This window comes from Nocardioides soli (assembly GCF_014191495.1).
GTDB lineage: Bacteria > Actinomycetota > Actinomycetes > Propionibacteriales > Nocardioidaceae > Nocardioides > Nocardioides soli.
Genome location: NZ_JACHWR010000003.1, coordinates 607659 through 627654 on the forward strand (window position 1 = coordinate 607659; position 19996 = coordinate 627654).

9 protein-coding genes and 1 pseudogene are annotated in these 19996 nt (G+C 72.3%); 6 read left to right on the forward strand and 4 right to left on the reverse strand.

Annotated features, from left to right (window positions below; genetic code table 11):
- Positions 1-129: 129 nt before the first annotated feature.
- The gene (locus tag FHU40_RS21700) at positions 130-7719 is read left to right on the forward strand and encodes an SdrD B-like domain-containing protein (RefSeq protein ID WP_183594441.1); all 7590 of its coding nucleotides are present in this window, start codon (positions 130-132) and stop codon (positions 7717-7719) included.
- 209 nt (positions 7720-7928) lie between these two features.
- Here FHU40_RS21700 and FHU40_RS21705 read toward each other — a convergent pair whose 3' ends face one another.
- Positions 7929-9590 (reverse strand): SulP family inorganic anion transporter, encoded by a 1662-nt coding sequence (locus tag FHU40_RS21705; RefSeq protein ID WP_183594443.1) that lies wholly within the window; start codon positions 9588-9590, stop codon positions 7929-7931.
- A gap of 141 nt (positions 9591-9731) precedes the next feature.
- On the opposite strand from FHU40_RS21705, the gene FHU40_RS21710 reads away from it, so the two are divergent.
- The 3 genes from FHU40_RS21710 to FHU40_RS21720 all read left to right on the forward strand — a co-directional run bounded on the left by FHU40_RS21710 (position 9732) and on the right by FHU40_RS21720 (position 14619).
- Positions 9732-11489: a SulP family inorganic anion transporter gene (locus FHU40_RS21710; RefSeq protein WP_183594445.1), complete on the forward strand. Its 1758-nt coding sequence runs from the start codon at positions 9732-9734 to the stop codon at positions 11487-11489.
- On the forward strand, positions 11486-12178 hold the full coding sequence (locus tag FHU40_RS21715; protein ID WP_183594447.1) for a GAP family protein: 693 nt from the start codon (positions 11486-11488) through the stop codon (positions 12176-12178). Before FHU40_RS21710 ends, FHU40_RS21715 begins: the two co-directional genes overlap by 4 nt.
- An 80-nt stretch (positions 12179-12258) precedes the next feature.
- Positions 12259-14619, forward strand: coding sequence for an arylsulfatase (locus FHU40_RS21720; protein WP_343057973.1), 2361 nt, complete (start codon positions 12259-12261; stop codon positions 14617-14619).
- Between the two features lie 63 nt (positions 14620-14682).
- Here the strand turns inward: FHU40_RS21720 and FHU40_RS21725 are convergent, their stop codons facing one another.
- On the reverse strand, positions 14683-15768 hold the full coding sequence (locus tag FHU40_RS21725; RefSeq protein ID WP_343057974.1) for an AI-2E family transporter: 1086 nt from the start codon (positions 15766-15768) through the stop codon (positions 14683-14685).
- 133 nt (positions 15769-15901) lie between these two features.
- On the reverse strand, positions 15902-16192 hold the full coding sequence (locus tag FHU40_RS21730) for a DUF1330 domain-containing protein (protein WP_183594449.1): 291 nt from the start codon (positions 16190-16192) through the stop codon (positions 15902-15904).
- A gap of 149 nt (positions 16193-16341) precedes the next feature.
- Here FHU40_RS21730 and FHU40_RS21735 point away from each other — a divergent pair, with 149 nt between their 5' ends.
- Positions 16342-17490 carry an NDMA-dependent alcohol dehydrogenase gene (locus tag FHU40_RS21735; protein ID WP_183594451.1) on the forward strand — a complete coding sequence of 383 codons (1149 nt, stop codon included), beginning with the start codon at positions 16342-16344 and terminating at the stop codon, positions 17488-17490.
- A 98-nt stretch (positions 17491-17588) separates the two neighbouring features.
- Here the strand turns inward: FHU40_RS21735 and FHU40_RS21740 are convergent, their stop codons facing one another.
- The gene (locus FHU40_RS21740; RefSeq protein ID WP_183594453.1) at positions 17589-18398 is read right to left on the reverse strand and encodes a siderophore-interacting protein; all 810 of its coding nucleotides are present in this window, start codon (positions 18396-18398) and stop codon (positions 17589-17591) included.
- A gap of 282 nt (positions 18399-18680) precedes the next feature.
- Between FHU40_RS21740 and FHU40_RS29900 the strand changes: the two are divergent.
- A pseudogene (locus FHU40_RS29900) lies at positions 18681-19937 on the forward strand (ABC transporter transmembrane domain-containing protein); the annotation flags it as partial.
- Positions 19938-19996 lie beyond the last annotated feature (59 nt).

Consider the following 19996-nt stretch of genomic DNA (forward strand, 5'->3'; position numbering starts at 1 on the left):
AAGTCCGGGTCGCCGGGATCGAGCACCGCCGTCAGGCGCTCGAGCACGTCGCTGGTGCCCCCGACCCGTGGCTCGCTTCACCCTTCTTGGGTGAGTGAGGCGCGGGCGATGCCTGCTTACGGTCGCTGCATGACGGATCCTCGGGAAGGGGTGCGTGTCGTCCGCGCGCACCCGTGGTCCAGTCTGCCCGCGTGGACCGGCCTGTTGCTGCTGGCGACGATCCTCGCGGTGGTGCCGCTCCCGCAGGGCCTCACGCCCCGGGCCGATGCGGCGGCGGTGCTGAGCGTGAGCCAGGACATCCCGGGCGAGACCCTGATCGGCGGCGAGACGCCCGTCGTGGTGACCTTCGAGAACACCGGCGACCAGCCGGCGTACAACCTGGCCTTCTCGGTCCGGGTGCCGGTCGGGGTGACGCTCTCGTCGGCGGACCAGCCGCCGAGCCGGACGGTGGTCGAGACCGACGGCGCGGGTACGCCGACCGGGACCGTCTACCTCTGGGAGAACGTCGTCGACATCGCGGCGGGGAGCGTCTTCCACTTCCGCTACGCGCTGCAGCACGAGGTCGGCACGGGTTCCGGCCAGTGGCAGGTCAACGACACCATCGACGCACCCGTCGACGCCTACTTCAGCACCGCCGAGGCCACGGTCCCGACCTTCCCGGACCCCGGCACCGCCGACCCGGTCGAGGTCGACCCGCCCACGGGGGCCGGGATCGTGGCCGCCCCGAGCGCCGCCGGCGCCACGACCCTGGTCCCGGTGCTGCTCACCAAGGCGGAGCCGTCGCCGGAGGGCGAGCTGCTGCGCGGCGTCCACGACCACCAGACCGTCTACACGCTCACGTTGGAGACCGGCACCCAGGGAGGCGTCGAGATCGGCCTGGTCGAGGACTGGATCCCGGCCGGCCTGGAGTTCCTCGGCTGCGGCGACGTCGACAACTCGGCGGGGGAGGAGTACCCGGGCTCGGGACCGCTGACCCAGGGCAACGTGCTGCCGCCGGCCGAGTGTCCCGCGCCCGTGACCGTGGAGACCGTCGACAGCGGGCTGCCCGCCGGCCTGGCCCCCGGCGTCTACACCCACGTCGTGTGGGACGTGGGTGACACCCTGGGGGCCTCCGCGACCGCGCAGATCTCCTACGTCGCCGGCATCCCGCAGCGCAAGAACACCATGACCTGGCCGGGTGCCACGCCGGGGACGGGCGGAGCCCAGGCGGCGAACCTCGACAACAACACCGGCGCCCTCACCACCCAGGTCGGGGACGGCGAGGTCTACGTCAACCAGGCGCAGGTCGACACGACGTTCGGGGGCCAGGCGAGCGTCGTCACCGACACCGAGTCCGTGCAGGCCGTCGACGTCTCCGAGCAGAAGTACGTCGACACGCCGACGATCGCCCAGGGCGGCATCTCGACGTGGACGATCCAGCTGCAGACCTCCGAGTACGTCGTGGCCGGCGGCGTCGGGAGCCCGGTCGTGCGCGACACGACGCCCGACGGCACCTGCCCGATCGACACGGCCGCGACGGCCTGCACCGGCGAGACCGCGCCGCCGCCGAGCCTCGCCTACGACCTCTACGAGTACGACGGGAGCACCGGCCGCACCAGCCTGCGGTGGGACCTGCCCGACGGGCGGTTCGGCCCCAACGAGAGCGGACAGATCACCTTCTCCACCGAGGCCCTGACGGCCTACCACAACGGCAACCCGGTCTCCGCCAACGACACCTGGACCAACACCACGGACCTCGACGCCGACGTGACGACCTTCGACCAGCGCGGGCCGAGCAACCCGCTCGGTCACGACACGAACGCCGTCACCGACGACTCGAGCGCCACCCAGTCCGGCACCGCCGTGACGTTCACCAAGGACGTCGGGATCCCGACCCCCGGCCAGCAGTGCGGCGACGGTCGGTTGGTCAGGTGGCATCCGAGCTTCGCGGCAGGGGTCGGGCCGGGCGACCGCGTCTGCTTCCGACTCACGGCCACCGCGCCCGACTTCCTCGACACCCGCGACGTGTCGATGGTCGACTTCCTGCCCCTCGGCTTCAACTACGAGACCTCGATGCCCGGCCCCGACAACGAGGTGCCCGAGGCGAACATCGCGAACCCCCAGGTCACGCCGCCGTCGCCGACCCAGGCCCAGCAGCGGGTCGACTTCACCCTGATCCCGGGAGAGGTGGTCCAGCCGGCGCAGACCGCCCAGGCGATCATCCAGGCCGTGTTCGTCGCGGCGGACCCGCCCGACCTCGGCACGAACGGGACGACGATCACCAACAGCGCCCGTTACTCCTTCCAGAACACCAACGGCGAGGTCTTCGTCAATCCGGACGACGCGTCGGTCGGGTTCGTCGAGGCACACCTGAGCCTGACCAAGGGCATCAGCGGGCTCAACAGCACGACGTACGACCCGCCGGTCGACCCGCTCCGCGACGTGGTCGAGGGCGACGCGGTCACCTACGCCGTCAGCGTCGCCAACGACGGTGAGCGCGACGCCACGAACGCCGTCGTGTGGGACCTGCTGCCGCAGGGCACCGGTGGCGTCCCGGACGCCACCTGTGCGCAGATCTCGAGCATCGACCACGGCGGCGCGTGCAGCGGCGGCCGGATCACCTGGTCCGGCCTCGACCTCGCCGCGGGCCAGACCACGGTGCTGCACTACACCTGGACCCTGCCCTCCGGCGCCGTGCCGCTCGCGGCGCAGTGGACCAACCACGCGGGCGTGGTGGAGTACCAGTCGGCCACGAACATCGGCACGAGCTTCACCTACGTCCCTCGGAACAACATTGACCCGGGTCGTGAGGACGACGCGAACACCGACCGGGCCGACGACACGGCGAACGTCTACAGCCCCGGCATCGTCCTGACCAAGACGCGGAGCACCGGCGTCGCGGAGGCCGGCAACGCCGGGTCGAACCAGGCCACGATCGGCGAGACCATCCACTACACGATCGAGACCCGGCAGCCCGGGGGCACGACGGCCCAGGACTACGTGCTCGACGACACGCTGGTCGGCCGCGGCCAGACGCTGGTCCCGGGCTCGGTGGACGCGAACAGCGGTTTCGTCGCGGAGGGTGCGGAGTGCCCCACCTCGGGCGGCACGTCGGCCATCGTGACGACCTCGGGCAACGCCATCCACGCCGAGCTGCCCGGCCCCACGTCGCCGGACGCAGGGCAGGAGGGCTGCTTCCGGCTGACCTTCGACGCCGTGGTCGAGGACGCCGCCGACGACCCGGGCGAGCCCCTCAACCGCCGGCCCGACTCGGTCATCAACGCCACCGACCTGACCTACAGCTTCGACAACGGCTCCGGCCCCGTTGCCGGCTCGGCGCACGCCGAGGTGAGCACCCAGCTCGTCGAGCCCGACATCGCCATCGACAAGGTGGCCGGTGCGAGCACGACGGTGCTGCCCGGCGCGGATGTGCCCTACACGATCGTGGTCACCAACCGGGCCGGCAGCGCGGTCTCGACCGCGCACGACCCGGTCGTGGTCGACGACTTCGACCAGGGGAGGGTCGCCTCCGTCAGCGGCGTCGGCAACGGCGGCGTGGTCGACATGGCCGCGGGCACGATCACCTGGAGCCTCGCCGACCTCGCCCCCGGCGCGTCGGTCACGCTCACCTACACGGTGCGGCTCGCGAGCCCGCTGGACGCCAGCGCGACGATCGCGAACACCGCCGAGGCGACGACGACGTCGCTGGCCGGTGCGAGCGGCGCGGAGCGGTCGGGCCGGGACCCCGGCGCGTCGGCCTGTTCGCCGTCGACCTGCCCGGGCTACCAGGCCACCGACGGCGCCAGCGTCACGGTTGCCGGCCCGATCTTCACCAAGACCACGACGACGCCGCGGACCACGCCCGGCGGCATCGCGACGTACACGCTGCGGGCGGAGTTCCCCCGCGGCCTGAACTTCGGCCAGACGACCATCACCGACGACCTCGCGGGCGACCGCACGGCGTACGTCCGCACCGTGTCGGCCGACTGCACGAACTGCAGCCTGGCGAACCTGACCGCCTTCGTGCGGCCCGAGGACGCCGACCCGCCGGCGACCGACCCGCCGGTCTGGGACCTGGGCGTGGTCGGGGCCTACCGGTTCACGCGCACCTGGACGATCACGTTCGAGGCCCGGACCCTCGACCTACCCGCGAACGTCGACGGCGCCACCGTGCACAACACGGCCGACCTGGACTACGCGACGGGCACCCTCTCCGACGCAGCCGACGTGCCGGTCGCCGAGCCTTCCGTGACGATCACCAAGCAGGTCGAGACCGATATCGACCCCGGCCCGGCCGACACGGCGCGCGGCAAGGTCGGCGGCACCGTCACCTACCACGTGTCGGTGACCAACGACAGCGACTGGACGGCGTACGACGTGGCCGTCGTCGACGAGCCGGACACCGGCGAGACCGACGGCTGCACGACCGGCACGCCGCGGGTCGCCGTACCGGCCGGCGGCATCGCCGACGGGACGAGTTGGGCGGTCACCGACGACGCGCTGGGCGCGGGCGACGCCTGTCTCGGCTTCACGGTTCCGGTGATCCTGCCGGGTGCGACCGTCGAGATCACCTACACCCTCGACGTCCCCGCGACCTTCCCGGTCGGCGACATCGGGCCCGGACCGGAGCTCGTCAACCGGGCCGACGTGACGGGGTTCTTCGGTCTCACCGAGGCCGACCGTGCCGGCAACGACGAGGCCCGCAGCTACGACGGGCCCGCCGACACGGCGGCGGTCAACCTCGACGGCGGCGAGCTGGGCAACCTGGTCTGGCTCGACGTCGACGGCGACGGCAACGGGCCGGACACCCCGGGTGCCGGCGCCGACCCGGGCGAGCCCGGCATCCCCGGCGTCGACGTGACCGTCACGTGGTTCGGCCCCGACGGCGTGGTCGGTGGCGGGGACGACGAGGTCTACGACCGCACCACGGACGCGGACGGCCGGTGGCTGACCAACAACACGACCAGCCCGCCGACCCTGCTGCCGGCCGGCACGTTCCGCGTCGACATCGACACCACGACGCTGCCACCGGGCCTGACGAACAGCTTCGACCCCGACGGCGGTGCCGACAGCACGTCGGAGGTGACCTTGGCCGAGGGAGCCGAGGACCTCGACCAGGACTTCGGGTACGCCGGCACCCAGAGCCTCGGCGACCGGGTCTGGCTCGACCTCACCCGTGACGGCGCACAGGACCCCGCTGAGCCGGGGCTCAACGGGGTCGGCGTGAGTGTCACCTGGGCCGGGTTCGACGGCGACCTCGGGACCGCCGACGACATCGCCGACTACGGCACCGCGACCACCAGTGGCGACGGCGACTACACCGTCGACGGCCTGCCGACCGGGCGGTTCGAGGTCACCGTCGGCGGGCCGTTCCCGGTGGGTGGCCTGACCGAGACCTACGACCTCGACGACGGCACGACCGACCCCGACGGCGTCGCCGTGCGCGACCTGGGCGCGGGCGACGACGCCACCGACGTCGACTTCGGGTACGGCGGCACCAACAGCGTCGGCGACACGGTCTTCCTCGACACCGACGGCGACGGCGACCAGGACCTAGGCGACCCCGGTCTCGCCGGCGTCGAGCTCGACGTCACGTGGTGGGGCCTCGACGGCGCCTTCGGGGGAGGCGACGACGTCACGGTCACCCGGACCACCGCCGCGGACGGGACGTACCTCGTCGAGGGCATCCCGAACGGCGACGTCCGCGTCGACGTCGTCACGGGATCGCTGCCCGGCGGGCTGAGGCAGACCTTCGACCCCGACGGCACGCTCGACGACTCGACCGTGCGACAGCTCGTCGGGCCCGGCGATGAGGACCTCGACGCCGACTTCGGCTACACCGGCACCCACGAGATCGGCGACCTGGTCTGGCTCGACGTCAACGGTGACGGCGACGGCCCGCGCACCCCGGGTGCCGGCACCGAGCCCGGTGTCCCCGGGCAGCGGGTCCGCGTCGTCTGGGCGGGGGTCGACGGTGCCCTCGAGACCGCCGACGACGTCGTGCTGGGCACGCAGCAGACCGGTGCCGACGGCGGGTGGAGCCAGCCGCGAGTGCCGTCGGGCGTCGTGCGCGCCACGCTCCTCGGCGCTCCCGCCGACCGGATGCGCGTCAGCTACGACCGGGAGGGCGCCCTGGACGGGGTCGGGATCGCGACCGTCACCGGCGACGACCTCGACTTCGACTTCGGGCTCGCCGGCACCGGCTCGATCGGCGACACGGTGTGGCTGGACTTCGACGAGGACGGGACGGTCGACGCGGGAGAGCCGCGGCTCCCGGACGTCGACATCCACCCGACCTGGGCCGGCTTCGACGGCAACTTCGGCACCGCGGACGACGTCGACTACGGCACGCGGACCACCGACGCGCAGGGCGAGTACGTCGTGGCGAACCTCCCGCCCGGCCGCTACCGGGTCACCGTGGTCGCCGCGACCCTGCCGGCCGGCGTGCGCGCGGTCTACGACCTCGACGGCGGCGGCGACGGCACCGCCGTGCGCGTCCTCGACCGGGCCGAGGCCGCCCGCGACGTCGACTTCGGGTACGCCGGCACCGGCTCGATCGGCGACTTCGTGTGGTGGGACCTCGACGGCGACGGCGTCCAGGACCCGACCGAGCCCGGCCTCGCCGACGTCGGCGTCACGCTCGACTGGGCCGGCTTCGACGGCGCGTTCGGCACCGCCGACGACGCGCGGCTCAGGCAGCCGACCGAGGGCAAGGGCGGTTACCTCTTCACCGGGCTGCCCGCGGGCGGCTACCGGGTGACGATCGCGAAGGCGGACCTGCCGAGCGGCGTACGCGCGACGGCCGACCCCGACGGCGGCGGCGACTCGGCGTCCGCCCTGACGCTCGCGGGCGGGGAGAGCAATCTCGCCCAGGACTTCGGCTACGTCGGCGACTCCGCGATCGGCGACCTGGTCTGGCGCGACGTCGACCTCGACGGCACCCGGCAGGCCGACGAGGTGGCCCTCGGCGGCATCGGGATCACGGTCACCTACCTAGGTCCCGACGGTGTCGAGGGCGGCGGCGACGACGTCTCGATCCGGCAGACGACCGGCCGCCCGCCGACGACGGCGCCGCGTGCCGCCCGTGGTGGCGCGCCGACCGGCGACGACCCGTACTACCGCGTCGACGGCCTCGCCCCCGGCAGGTACGTCGTGGCGCTCGACGGCGCCACGGTGCAGGCGCCCGACGCGCCGGTCTCGGACCTCGACGGCGGCGACCCGACGGTGACCCGGCTGACGCTCACCTCGACGTCGCAGCTCGACGCCGACTTCGCGGTGTTCCGCAACGACGAGCCGACCTTCGACGGCGACGGTGCCGCGGGCGCCGGCATCTCGGTCGCGTGCGACGGCCGCGTCGTGATCGACCCGTTCGCGTTCGTCAGCGACCCCAACGGCGACGAGCTGCACATCGTCACGGGCTCGATCGAGGTCCCCGCCGACGTCACCGTCGAGAGCACCGACCACGGCAGGCTGCGGATCGGCACCACCGGCGACGACGACTTCACGGTCCGCTACCGGGTCGCCGACGGTCGGGGCGGCACCGTCACGGTGCGTATCCCGATCGAGGTCTCGACGAGCTGTGCCGACGGTGGCACCGACGACGGGGACGACGGCGGCGGGATCCCGCTGCCCGGCACCGGCGCCGACGTGCCGCCCTGGCTGTTCGGCCTCGGCCTCGGTCTGCTGCTGGCGGGCGCGGTCGCCGTCGGGCTGGGACTCCGCCGCCGCGAGCACGGCTGACCCGCTGACGGTGGTTGCGCTAGCAGCGGCCTCGAAACCGCCGCCCACCTGGCAGCCGAAACCCGCACGACACGCCGGTGATCCACGGCGTGTCGTGCGGGTTTCACCGGCCAGCCGCCGAAAACCCACAGGGCCGGGAGCCGCTGCAAACCGTCGCGAACCTTCGGTGGAGGCGTGCGGCCCAGACCTGGCGGCGGGCGCGGGCGCCGTCAGCCGGAGCGCGCGCGGCTGACGGCCTCGTCGACGTCGTGGCAGAGGCCACCCCGCTCGGCGAAGTCGGCGAACCACGCGGAGTGCCGGGCCGCCCGGACGGAGCGCTCCGGCAGCCCGGCGATGAGCAGGTCGATGCCCTCGCGGTCGAGGTCGGTCGCGAGCCCCTCGATCACGTCGAGGAACGGCATCGTCACCCAGCTCACCTCGAGCGCCTCCAGCACCACCGCACGTGGTCGTGCGGCGAGGGCGGCCGCGAACACCGCGTCCTGGGTGGGGCGGGCGTTGCCCGTGTAGAGCGGTCCGCCGACGTGGAGCAGCAGCAGGTCGTCGTACGCCGGCACGGCGACCCCGGCCTCGGGCGGGACGAGCGTCCAGCCGCCGCCCGGGCGCGGATAGAGCGGCCGGGACTGGTCGCGGCTGACGGCCCGGAGCACCAGCACCAGCGTCAGCGCGACGCCGAGCCCGACCGCGACCAGCAGCCCCGCGGTGAGCCCGACCACGGCGGTGCCGGCCGCCACCCAGAACTCGCCGCGGTCGACCCGGCGCAGCCGCACGAAGTCGGGTGGCGAGACCAGTCCGAGCACGGCGACCAGCACCATCGCGGCGAGGATCGCCTGGGGCAGGTCGTCGAGAACCGGCCCCAGGAAGAGCGCCACCAGCACCGCGAGCACGGCGGTGGTGAGGCCGGCGAGCTGCGAGCGGGCGCCGGCCCGCTGGTTGACCGCGCTCTGGGAGAAGCCTCCGGCGGGCGGCAGGCACTGGCTCAGGCCCCCGGCCAGCGCGGCGACGCCGTTGGCCAGCAGCTCCTGGTCGCTGTCGATGGGTGGCTCGTTGCGCTCCCGCTGCGCCCGGGCGACCAGCACGGTCTCCATGAAGGCCATCACCGCGATCGCGAGCGCGCCCGGCACCAGCGCGCCGACGTCTCCCCACATCGGCATGGTGGGGGTCGGCAGGCCCGAGGGCACTTCGGCGATCAGCGCGAGACCATGCTCCTCGACGTCGGTCAGCGCCACGAGCAGGATCGCCCCGACCACCACGACCAGGGGACCCGGCACCTGAGGCGCGACGCGCCGCAGCAGATACAGCGTGCCCACCGCGATCGCCGAGACGACGACCGTCGTGAGGTCGGCCTCGTCGAGCTTCGACAGGGTGTCGGCGAGCTTGTCGAAGAAGCCGCCCCCGCCGTCGTCGCCGCTCACCCCCAGCAGGGTCGGCAGCTGGGTCACGGCCACGGTCAGCCCGACCCCGGTCTTGACGCCGACCATCGTCGCCGGACTGATCTGCTCGACCAGGGAGCCGAGCCGGAAGAGCCGCATCGCGAGCAGCGCGACCCCGACCAGCACCGTCAGCGTGAAGGCGTCGCGGAGCGTCTCGTCGGCGGACCGCTGGTCGGGCAGCACGCTCAGCGTTGAGGCCGTGAGGATGGCGATCGTCGACGTGGTCGAGATGCTCAGCGACCGGGAGCCGCCCAGCAGCGCGTAGACCAGCATCGGCAGCATGCACGTGTAGAGGCCGACCTCGACCGGCAGCCCCGCGATCGTCGCGTACGCCATCGCCTGGGGGATCACGACGGTGCCCGCCGCGACGCCCGCCAGTACGTCGTACCGGACCCGCCCGCGGCCGTAGCCGTGGAGCGTCGGGAGGAGCCAGGCGGGCACGCCTCACCCAAACGTGACGGGGCCTGCGGCGCCTCACCCGCATCGGGTGAGGCGCCCGCGCCGCCGGACCCACAGGCTGGACGCTCCCGGCGGGACGGCCGCGCGGCGGCCGGACCAGTGATCCAGGAGTACCAGGAGACGATGGCTGCTACCAGCGCTCACCCGGCTCGCCTCTTCACGTCGCTGGGCGGCTACCGGCGGTCGTGGCTGCGCGGCGACGTCGTCGCCGGGCTGACCGTCTGGGCGGTGCTGGTGCCGGAGTCGCTCGCCTACGCGACGATCGCGGGCGTCTCGCCGGTGGTCGGCCTCTATGCGGCGGTGCCGGCCCTGCTGCTGTACGCCGTGTTCGGGAGCTCGCGGCAGCTGGTGGTGGCGACCATGTCCGGCACCGCGGCGCTGTCGGCCTCGGTGGTGGCGGACGCCGCGACGCCGGGCACCGAGGCCTTCGTCGTGACCACCGCGGCACTCGCCGTGGTGGTCGGCCTGCTGGGCATCGTGGCGGGCCTGTGCCGGATGGGTTTCCTCGCGTCGTTCATCTCCGAGCCGGTGCTCAAGGGCTTCATCGTCGGCCTGGCGCTGACGATTATCATCGGCCAGGTGCCCGCGCTGCTGGGCATCGACAAGCCTGCCGGAGACTTCTTCGAGAAGCTGTGGGGCATCCTCGCCGAGCTCTCGAGCGTCGACGGGCTCACCGTCCTCGTCGGCGGCTCGGCCCTGGTGGCGATCCTGCTCCTCAAGCGGCTGCTACCCCTGGTGCCGGCGTCGCTCGTGGCCGTGCTGGCCGGCATCGCGGCGGTCGCGATCTTCGGTCTCGACGACCACGGCGTCGCTGTGGTCGGCTCCATCGAGGCCGGCCTGCCCGCGGTCGGGCTGCCCGACCTGGGCCTGCGGGACTACCTGGACCTCGTCGGGCCCGCCGCCGGCGTCCTGCTGATCGGGTTCGCCGAGGGCCTGGGCGCCGCGAAGACGTACGCCGTCCGCGAGGGTTACGAGATCGACGCGAACGCCGAGCTCATCGGCATGGGCACCGCGAACGTCGGCTCCGGTCTCGCGAGCGGCATGATCGTCAACGGCAGCCTCTCGAAGACGGCGGTCAACGGCGCCGCGGGCGCCAAGTCCCAGGTGTCCGGCATCACGGTGGCGCTCCTGACCCTGGTCACGCTGCTGTTCCTGACCGGACTGTTCGAGCAGCTGCCCGAAGCGGTCCTCGCGGCCGTGGTGATCGCCGCGGTCATCGAGCTCGTCGACATCGCCTCGCTGCGCCGGCTCTACGGAGTGTGGACCGGGCCGCTCGGCAGGATCTACCACGTCACGGCGCGCGTCGACTTCATCGCGGCCGTCACGACCATGGTCGGAGTCCTCGTCTTCGACACCCTGCCCGGCCTCTTCATCGGCATCGCGGTGTCGCTGCTGACCCTGCTCTACCGGTCGTCGCGACCGCACGTCGCCCGGCTGGCCCGGGACCCCGGCCCCCCGCCGACCTGGGTCGACCTGGCGCGGCGGCCCGAGCTGGCCGCCGACGAGGAGCTCGTGGTGGTGCGGGTCGAGGCGGGGCTCTACTTCGCCAACGCCGACGTCGTCCGCGACGCCATCACCGGCATGGTGGGTCCGCGGACCCGGACCGTCGTCCTGGACGCCGAGACCGTGCCGACCATCGACGTGTCCGGTGCGTCCATGCTCGCGACGCTCCGGACCGACCTGGAGCGCCGAGGCGTCGCACTACTGATCGCCAAGAGCATCGGCCAGGTCCGCGACGTCGTGTCGGCGGCGGAGTCCGTCGACGTCATCGCCGGGCGCTACCCCAGCGTCGACGCGGCCGTGGCCGCGGCGCGGACCGCTGAGACCGCTCAGCAGCACGAAGACCCTCCCGAACCGGGGGAGAGGAAGGAACGAGGATGACGACCAGCGCAGACCTGTCCACCGCACTCGGTGACCTGCTGCCCGCGGCACTGGGTGTCGCGATCAGCCCGGTGCCGATCATCGCGACCGTGCTCATGCTGCTCTCGAAGCGGGCCCGCGTCACCGCGCCGGCGTTCGCCGTCGGGTGGATGCTCGGCACCACCCTGGTGCTCGTCGTCGTGCTGCTGCTCGCCGGCCCCGACGGGATCGACACCGGCGGGTCGTCGGACCTGACCGGGTGGATCAAGCTCGTCCTGGGCCTGCTGTTCCTGCTGCTGGCGGCGCACACCTGGCGCGGTCGTCCCCGGCCGGGTCAGGACGTCGTACCGCCGAAGTGGATGTCGGGCCTGGACCGGACGCCACCCCTGGTCGCGCTCGGCCTGGGCGCGGCGCTGTCGGGCCTCAACCCGAAGAACCTGGCCCTGGCCGTGACCGGCGGTGTCGCCATCGCCTCGAACGGCCTCGACACCACCGAGTCGGTGATCGCGGTCGTCGTGTTCGTGCTGATCGCGAGCACGCTGGTGGTCGGCCCGGTCGTCGCGTTCCTGGTCGCGGGGGACCGGATGGCGCATCCGCTCAACGCGCTCAAGGACTTCATGGAGGTCCACAACAGCGCGATCATGGTGGTGCTGCTCGGGGTCCTCGGCCTGTCCAGCCTGGGCAAGGGGCTCGGCGCGCTGCTCGGCTGAGCCGGGAACCAGCGATGCGGGCCTGAGCCCTCCGGTATCACCCGCTACGGGTGATCCAGTCGCCCTGGAGGACGACGAACGTGGGAGCGGTTCGTCTCATGCGGGAGGGCGTCATGGTCAAGCAGTTCACGGGAGTGGTCAACCTCGACGTGCGCGACTCCGTCGCGGACTGGACGCCGTTCCGGGAGCCGTCGGCGCCCGAGGGTGCGCCGAACGTGCTGTTGGTGCTGTACGACGACACTGGGCTCGCCGCCTGGTCGCCGTACGGCGGCCGGATCGAGATGCCGACGATGCAGCGGCTCGCCGACCGAGGGCTCACCTACACGCAGTGGCACACCACGGCGCTGTGCTCGCCGACGCGCTCGTGCCTGCTCACCGGGCGCAACCACCACCAGAACGGCTTCGCCCAGATCGCCGAGGGCGCGCAGGGGTTCCCGGGGCACACCGGCCACATCCCGATGGAGAACGCGACGATCGGCGAGGTGCTCCGCGAGAACGGCTACAACACCTTCTGGGTCGGCAAGAACCACAACATCCCGCTCGACGAGTGGGCGGTGGGCGCGAGCCGCCGCAACTGGCCGCTGGCCCGTGGCTTCGACCGCTTCTACGGCTTCATCGGGGGCGAGACCAACAACTGGTACCCGACGCTCGCCGAGGACAACCACTACGTCGACCAGCCCTCCCTGCCGGAGGATGGCTACCACCTGTCGAAGGACCTGGCCGACAAGGCGATCTCGTTCATCGCCGACAGCGTGACCTCGGCGCCGACGAAGCCGTGGTACCTGTGGTTCTGCCCCGGCGCCAACCACGCGCCGCACCATGCTCCGGAGGAGTACATCGCCAAGTACGCCGGGCAGTTCGACGACGGCTACGAGGCCTACCGCGAGTGGGTGCTGCCGCGGATGGTCGAGCGCGGCATCCTCCCCGAGGGCACCGAGCTGAGCGAGGTCAACCCGCTGCCGGGCGACGCCGCCCAGCCGATGGACCAGGTGCGGCCGTGGGGCGAGCTGAACGACGAGGAGCGGCGGCTCTTCGCACGGATGGCCGAGGTCTACGCGGGGTTCTCGGAGTACACCGACGCCCAGGTGGGCCGGATCATCGACTACCTCGAGGAGACCGGGCAGCTCGACAACACCATCGTGATGTACTGCGCCGACAACGGCGCCTCCGGCGAGGGCTCGCCCAACGGGTCGGTCAACGAGAACAAGCTCTTCAACGCCTGGCCCGACGACCTCGAGTCGAACCTGGCCCAGCTCGACCAGCTGGGCTCGCCGGACACCTACAACCACTACCCGACCGGCTGGGCCGTGGCCTTCTCGTCGCCGTTCAAGATGTTCAAGCGCTACACCTACCAGGGCGGGGTCGCCGACCCGCTGGTGATCTCCTGGCCGCGGGGCATCGCCGCGCGTGGAGAGGTGCGCACCCAGTACCACCATGCCGTCGACATCGTGCCGACGATCCTCGAGTGCATCGGACTGGAGATGCCCGAGCAGGTCCAGGGCTACGCCCAGTCGGAGCTGCCCGGCGTGTCGATGAGGTACAGCTTCGACGCCGACGGCCCGACCCGGAAGGTCGTGCAGTACTACGAGATGTTCGGCACCCGCGCGCTCTGGCACGACGGCTGGCACGTGGTCGCACAGCGCGCGCCCAACGCGGGCGGAACCGCGGCCGACTTCGTCAACGAGACCTGGGAGCTCTACCACTCCGAGGAGGATCGCGCGGAGCTGCACGACCTCGCCGACCAGTACCCCGACAGGGTGAAGGAGCTGGTCAACCTCTGGTACGTCGAGGCCGGCAAGTACGACGTGCTCCCGCTCGACAACCGGTCGATCGCCGACCTGGTGAGGACGATGCCGGTGGCGGACATCCCCGAGGGCGGCGTCTACCGCTACTACCCGAACACCTCGCCGGTGCCGGAGTTCACCGCGGCCGAGATCCGGGGCCGGTCCTTCAAGATCCTCGCCCAGGTGGAGATCGCCGACGCGAGCGCACAGGGCGTGATCATCGCCAACGGTGCCCGGTTCGGCGGCCACTCGCTGTTCATCAAGGAGCGCCGGCTCTGGTACGTCAACAACTTCCTCGGCATGCCGCCCGAGCAGCAGCTCGTCTCACCCGACGAGCTGACGGCCGGGGCGCACGTGCTCGGGGTCGAGTTCGCCAAGGAGAGCCACGGCGACCGCGGCGAGGCGATCGGCACCGCGACGCTCTACGTCGACGACGCCGCGGTCGCCAAGGGCGGCTGGCGGACCCAGCCCGGCCACTTCGCGCTCTGCGGCGAGGGCCTGACGGTCGGCCGCGACGGATCCGACCCGGTGTCGAAGGAGTACGGCGCGCCGTACTCCTTCACCGGGGGCCGGATCCGGGTGGTGGAGATCAACGTCGGCGATGACCTGTACCTCGATCTCGAGCGCGAGTTCCACGCGGCGATGGCGCGCGACTGACCGACGGTCGCCTCGGGGCCCGGCCGATCAGGACTCGGCCGATCAGGACTCGGCCGGGCTGTCCTACGGGTCGTCCTTGTTGGAGATCAGGGGGCGCATCCAGCGGGTGGTCGGATCGACGTCGACCAGCAGCGCCTTGGCGAAGAGCGTCAGCGGGATCGCGAGCAGCGCACCGAGCGGGCCGATCACCCATGCCCAGAAGACGAGCGAGATGAAGGACAGCGTGGTCGACAGGCCGACCGCGTCACCGACGACCTTCGGCTGGATCACCGACTGGATGACCACGTTGAGGACGCAGTAGATCGCGATCACCGCCAGCATCAGGCCCGGGCCCCCCTCGAGCAGGGCGAGGATCGCCGGCGGGATCAGGCCGATCACGAAGCCGATGTTGGGGATGTAGTTGGTGATGAAGGCAAGCAGGCCCCACAGGAACGGTGCCGGCACGCCGAGCAGTGCCAGGGCGATCGTGTCGAAGACCGCGACGATCAGGCCGAAGACCGTCGAGACCGCGAGGTAGCGCCGGGTGCCCCGTGCGAAGTCGCTGACGGCGTCGACCAGGGCGGGGCGGGCCCGCCGCGCCCGCTCCAGCTGCCGCGGGAACGAGCCGCCGTCCATCGTCATGAAGAGCACGAGCGCGAGGATGAAGAACAGGTTCGAGACGAGACCCATCAGCTCCGTGAGCAGCGCCCCGACGAACGAGCCGAGCTGGCCGAGGCTGAAGGAGGAGCCGACCTTCTCGACCTGCTCCTGGCTCACGCCGGCGTTGGTGAGCCACGCGGTCAGATCGTCGATTCGCTGCGAGGCCTCGTCGGTGTACTCGGGGAGCAGCGTCGCGAACCGGGCCACCGAGACCACGACGGCCAGCGCCAGGCCGAGGAGCAGCGCGTAGATCGCCACCGTGCAGACCAGCGAGGACGCCCACGAGGGCATCCAGGCGTCGAGCCACCGGCGCATCGGATGCGCCAGGATCGTCAGCACCAGCGCCAGGAAGGTCGGCGCGAGGATGTCGGCCGCCGACCTCATGCCCGCGATGACGATGACGGTCGCCGCCAGGCCGCCGAGGACCAGCACCCCGCGCGGCAGCACCGGACGGCTCGGCTCGCTCGTGATCACCACGTCCCACTCCGCCTTCCCGCTAGTGGCCGCCACCGGAAGTTCTTCGGGTGGCCCGAGGAACTTCCAGCGACGACCGCTAGCCCCCGCCATCGTCGGGGCGAGCCGGGGCCGTCGGATCACCCGAGTCGGGTGATCTGGCCCGTCCGCTCACCCGGCCCCGCTCGCGTCAGCCGCTGCCCGGCACGATGCGCAGGTCGCGCACGGCGCCGCCGTCGAGGGCGGCCAGCGCCTCCTGGTACGCCGCGCTGTCGTGCGCCGCCTCCGCCTGCGCCACGGACTCGAACTCGATGACCACCGTGCGGGTCCGCTGCCCGGCCTCGTAGACGACCTCGGGCAGTCCCCGGGCCACGAACCTGCCGCCACCTCCGGTCAGCGCCGGACCGGCCAGCGCGGCGTACGCCGCCAGCTTGGCCTCGTCGGTGACCTCCACGTAGGTGCTGATCCAGTACGCCGTCATGGCGTCATCGTGCCGCACCCGTGGGACGGCGCGCCGGTCGGTTCGCGGAGCGACCGCTCGCGGCACCGAGCGAACACGTGACAGGCGCCACACCAGGGACTACCTTGCAGGTGAACAAGAACGCGTTCTACTTTTCCGAGGGAGTCAGCATGAAGACCCGCGCAGCCATCCTGTGGGAGCCGCACACCGAGTGGAGTGTGGAGGACATCGAGCTCGACCCGCCGAAGCGTGGCGAGCTCCTCGTCAAGCTGGCCGCCTCGGGCCTGTGCCACTCCGACGAGCACATGGTCACCGGCGACATGGTGCTCGACCCGGAGCTCGCCGAGGCCTTCGGGCTCAAGCAGTTCCCGGTCATCGGTGGACACGAGGGCGCCGGCGTCGTCCAGGAGATCGGCCCGGACACGGTCGGCTTCGAGGTCGGCGACCACGTCGTGTTCAGCTTCATCCCCTCCTGCGGGAGGTGTCCGTCGTGCTCGACCGGCCAGCAGCACCTGTGCGACCTCGGCGCGTTCCTGCTCAGCGGCATGCAGCTCTCGGACTTCTCCTACCGCCACCACGCCAAGGACGGCCGCGACCTCGGCATCATGGTCGGCCTCGGCACGTTCTCGCCCTACACCGTGGTCAACGTCGACAGTGCGGTGAAGATCGACAAGAGCATCCCGCTCGAGAAGGCCGCGCTCGTCGGCTGCGGCGTGACGACCGGCTGGGGCTCCGCGACGTACGCCGCGGACGTGCAGTCGGGCGAGACCGTGGCCGTGGTGGGCATCGGCGGCATCGGCATGAGCGCCGTCCAGGGCGCGGCGATGGCCGGCGCTCGGCACGTCGTTGCGATCGACCCGGTCGCCTGGAAGCGCGAGAAGGCGCTCACCCTCGGCGCCACCCACACCGCGGCGTCCATGGAGGAGGCGCAGCCGCTGATCAGCGAGATCACCCAGGGCGCGATGGCCGACAAGGCGATCCTCGCGGTCGGCCTCGCGACCGGAGATCTGATCGCGCCGATGATGAGCCTGGTCAAGAAGGCCGGCCGGGGCGTCGTCACCGCGGTCGCCAACATGATGGCCGACGAGGTGAAGCTGAACCTCTTCGAGATGTCGATGATGCGCAAGGAGCTGGTCGGCTGCATCTTCGGCAACGCCAACCCGCGCTACGACATCCCGCGCCTGCTCAACCTCTACATGGAGGGCCGGCTCAAGCTCGACGAGATGGTCACCACGACGTACACGCTCGACGACATCAACCAGGGCTACCAGGACATGCGCGACGGCAAGAACATCCGGGGCGTCATCGTCTACGACTGATCCTCATCTCGGCGCGGCTGGGATTGGGTGCTACACACGCGCCCGGTGGTCGTGCGGGTTTCGGCTGCCAGCAGCCGAAACCCGCACGACGGCGACCCCTACGCGACCTCGGCGTCCATCGCCGCGACGTAGTCGCTCTTGATGGCCCGCCAGGCCTCGTCGGTCATCGTGCGCCGCCAGTACGGCGAGCACGACATGCTGGACCGGTCGAGGCCGCGGTCGGTGAGCAGGTGGCGGCGGATCGCCCGGATCTCGTCGGCCTCGCCGTGGACGAACGCGTGCACCCGGCCGGACGGGAACTCCAGGTCGGCCACCGCGTCGGCGAGCAGGTCGACGTCGTCGTCGGCGCCGGTGCGGTGCAGCCAGACGAGGTCGAGCTCACCGGGGCAGGTCAGCGCGATCTCGTGCTCCGGGCCGTCGCAGACCAGCCGCACCACGGCCCGGCCGCCGGCGGGGACCGCCGCGAGCGAGACCGCGATCGCCGGCAGCGCCGACTCGTCGCCGGCCAGCAGGTGCCAGTCCGCGGCGGGGTCCGGGCGATAGCCGCCGCCGGGACCCTCGAAGACCAGGATGTCGCCGACGCGCGCTCCGGCCGCCCACGGACCGGCGACACCGTGGTCGCCGTGCACGACGACGTCGAGGGTCAGCCGGCCGGCCGCGCCGTCCCAGTCGCGCACGGTGTAGCGACGGCGCACCGGCCAGTGCTCCTTGACGTGCTGCTCCTTGACGTCGGCGGGGGCGAAGACCCCGGCGTACGGCGCACCCGGGGGCGGGATCGCGACGTTGACGTAGGTGTCGGTGGTGTCGGGCAGCTCGAAGCCGGTGAGGCCGTCGCCGCCCAGCACCACCCGCACCAGCGCGGGCGTCACCCACTCCGTGGTCTCCACCTGTCCGTGCCATGCCGGCATCCGGGCTCCTCTCGTCGTACGGCTCGTCGTCCGGCCGCCTACTTAGGCTACCCTTAGTTCAATGGACGCGCGCTCGCGGTATCTCGATCCGATTCTCTCCCGCCGCCGGTCCGCGCGCGCCGACGTGACCGTGCAGCCGGCGTGAGCGCGGAGCAGGTCCCGGCGACGCCGGGCGCGCTGATCCGGCGCACGGTACGCCGCCAGCGGCGCCGCCTGCTGGGCGCGATCGCGCTGATCACGCTGTGGCAGGTCTGCGAGGCCGCGGTCCCGGTCCTGATCGGCGTGGTGATCGACCGGGCCGTCGCCTCCGGCGACCTGGAGCGACTGGTGCTGTGGTGCGCCGTGCTGTGCGTGCACTTCGCGGTGCTGAGCTTCTCCTACCGGTTCGGGTCGCGGATCGGCTTCCGGGCGGTCCAGGAGGAGGGCCACCTGCTGCGCACCGAGGTCTCGGCCCACGTGCTGTCGGCCCGTGGCGCGCGGACCGACCGACTGCCGGGCGACGTGCTCGCCCTTGCGACCGGGGACGCCGAGCTGGTCGCGGGAGTCGTGCGCCAGCTGACCTTCACGGTCGCCGGCACCGCCGGCCTGGTGATCAGCGCGATCGTGCTCGCCACGATCGACCCGCTGGTCGCGGTGGTCGTGCTCGTCGGCGTCCCTGTGGTGCTGGTGTGCACCCAGGTGCTCGCGCCCCGGCTCGCCCACCGTGCCCACGAGCGCCAGGAGGCGATCGGCCGAGCGACCGGGCTGGCGACCGACCTGGTGCGCGGCCTGCGCCCGCTCAAGGGCATCGGCGCCGAGCGGGTGGCCCACGCGCGCTACCGCCGGCAGAGCCAGGACGCCATGGGCGCCAGCATCGCCGCCGCTCGCTGGGAGGGGCTGCTCTACGGGCTGACCAGCGGGCTCAGCCTCGCCTTCCTCGCGGTCGTCGCGCTGGTCGCCGGGCACCGGGCGCTCGACGGCGGGATGAGCATCGGCGAGCTGGTCGCCGTCGTGGGCCTGGCCCAGTTCGTCGCCGAGCCGATGGGGATGATCGCCTACCTGGTCGCCCAGCTCGCTCGGTCGCGGGCGTCGGCACGGCGCATCCTCGGCGTGCTCGCCGCTCCGCCGCTCGTGCGGGCCGGCGATCGCACCGCGGTCGCGTCCGACCTCGAGCTCGACGGCGTCGTCGCCGGCACCCTCGTCGACGTCTCCGCGCGCGTCGCGAGCGGCGAGGTCGTCGCCGTCGTGGCCGAGGATCCCTCCGACGCGGGCACCCTGATCCGGCTGCTGCACGGCGAGGAGGTGCCCGACCGCGGTGCGGTGCTGCTCGGCGGTGTGCCCCTGACCGAGCTCACCATCGCGGAGTCGAGGCGGCTGCTGGTCGTGGCCGAGCACCACGTCGACCTCTTCGAGGGCACCCTGCGCAGCAACGTCGACCCCGCGGGCCGGATCGGCGAGGAGCGGTTCGACGAGGTGCTGCGCGCGTCCTCGGCACACGACCTCCCCGACGAGCCGGTGACCGTCAACGGAACCACCCTCTCCGGCGGCCAGCGCCAGCGGCTCGGCCTGGCCCGCGCGCTCGCCGCCGCGGCACCCGTCCTGGTGCTGCACGACCCCAC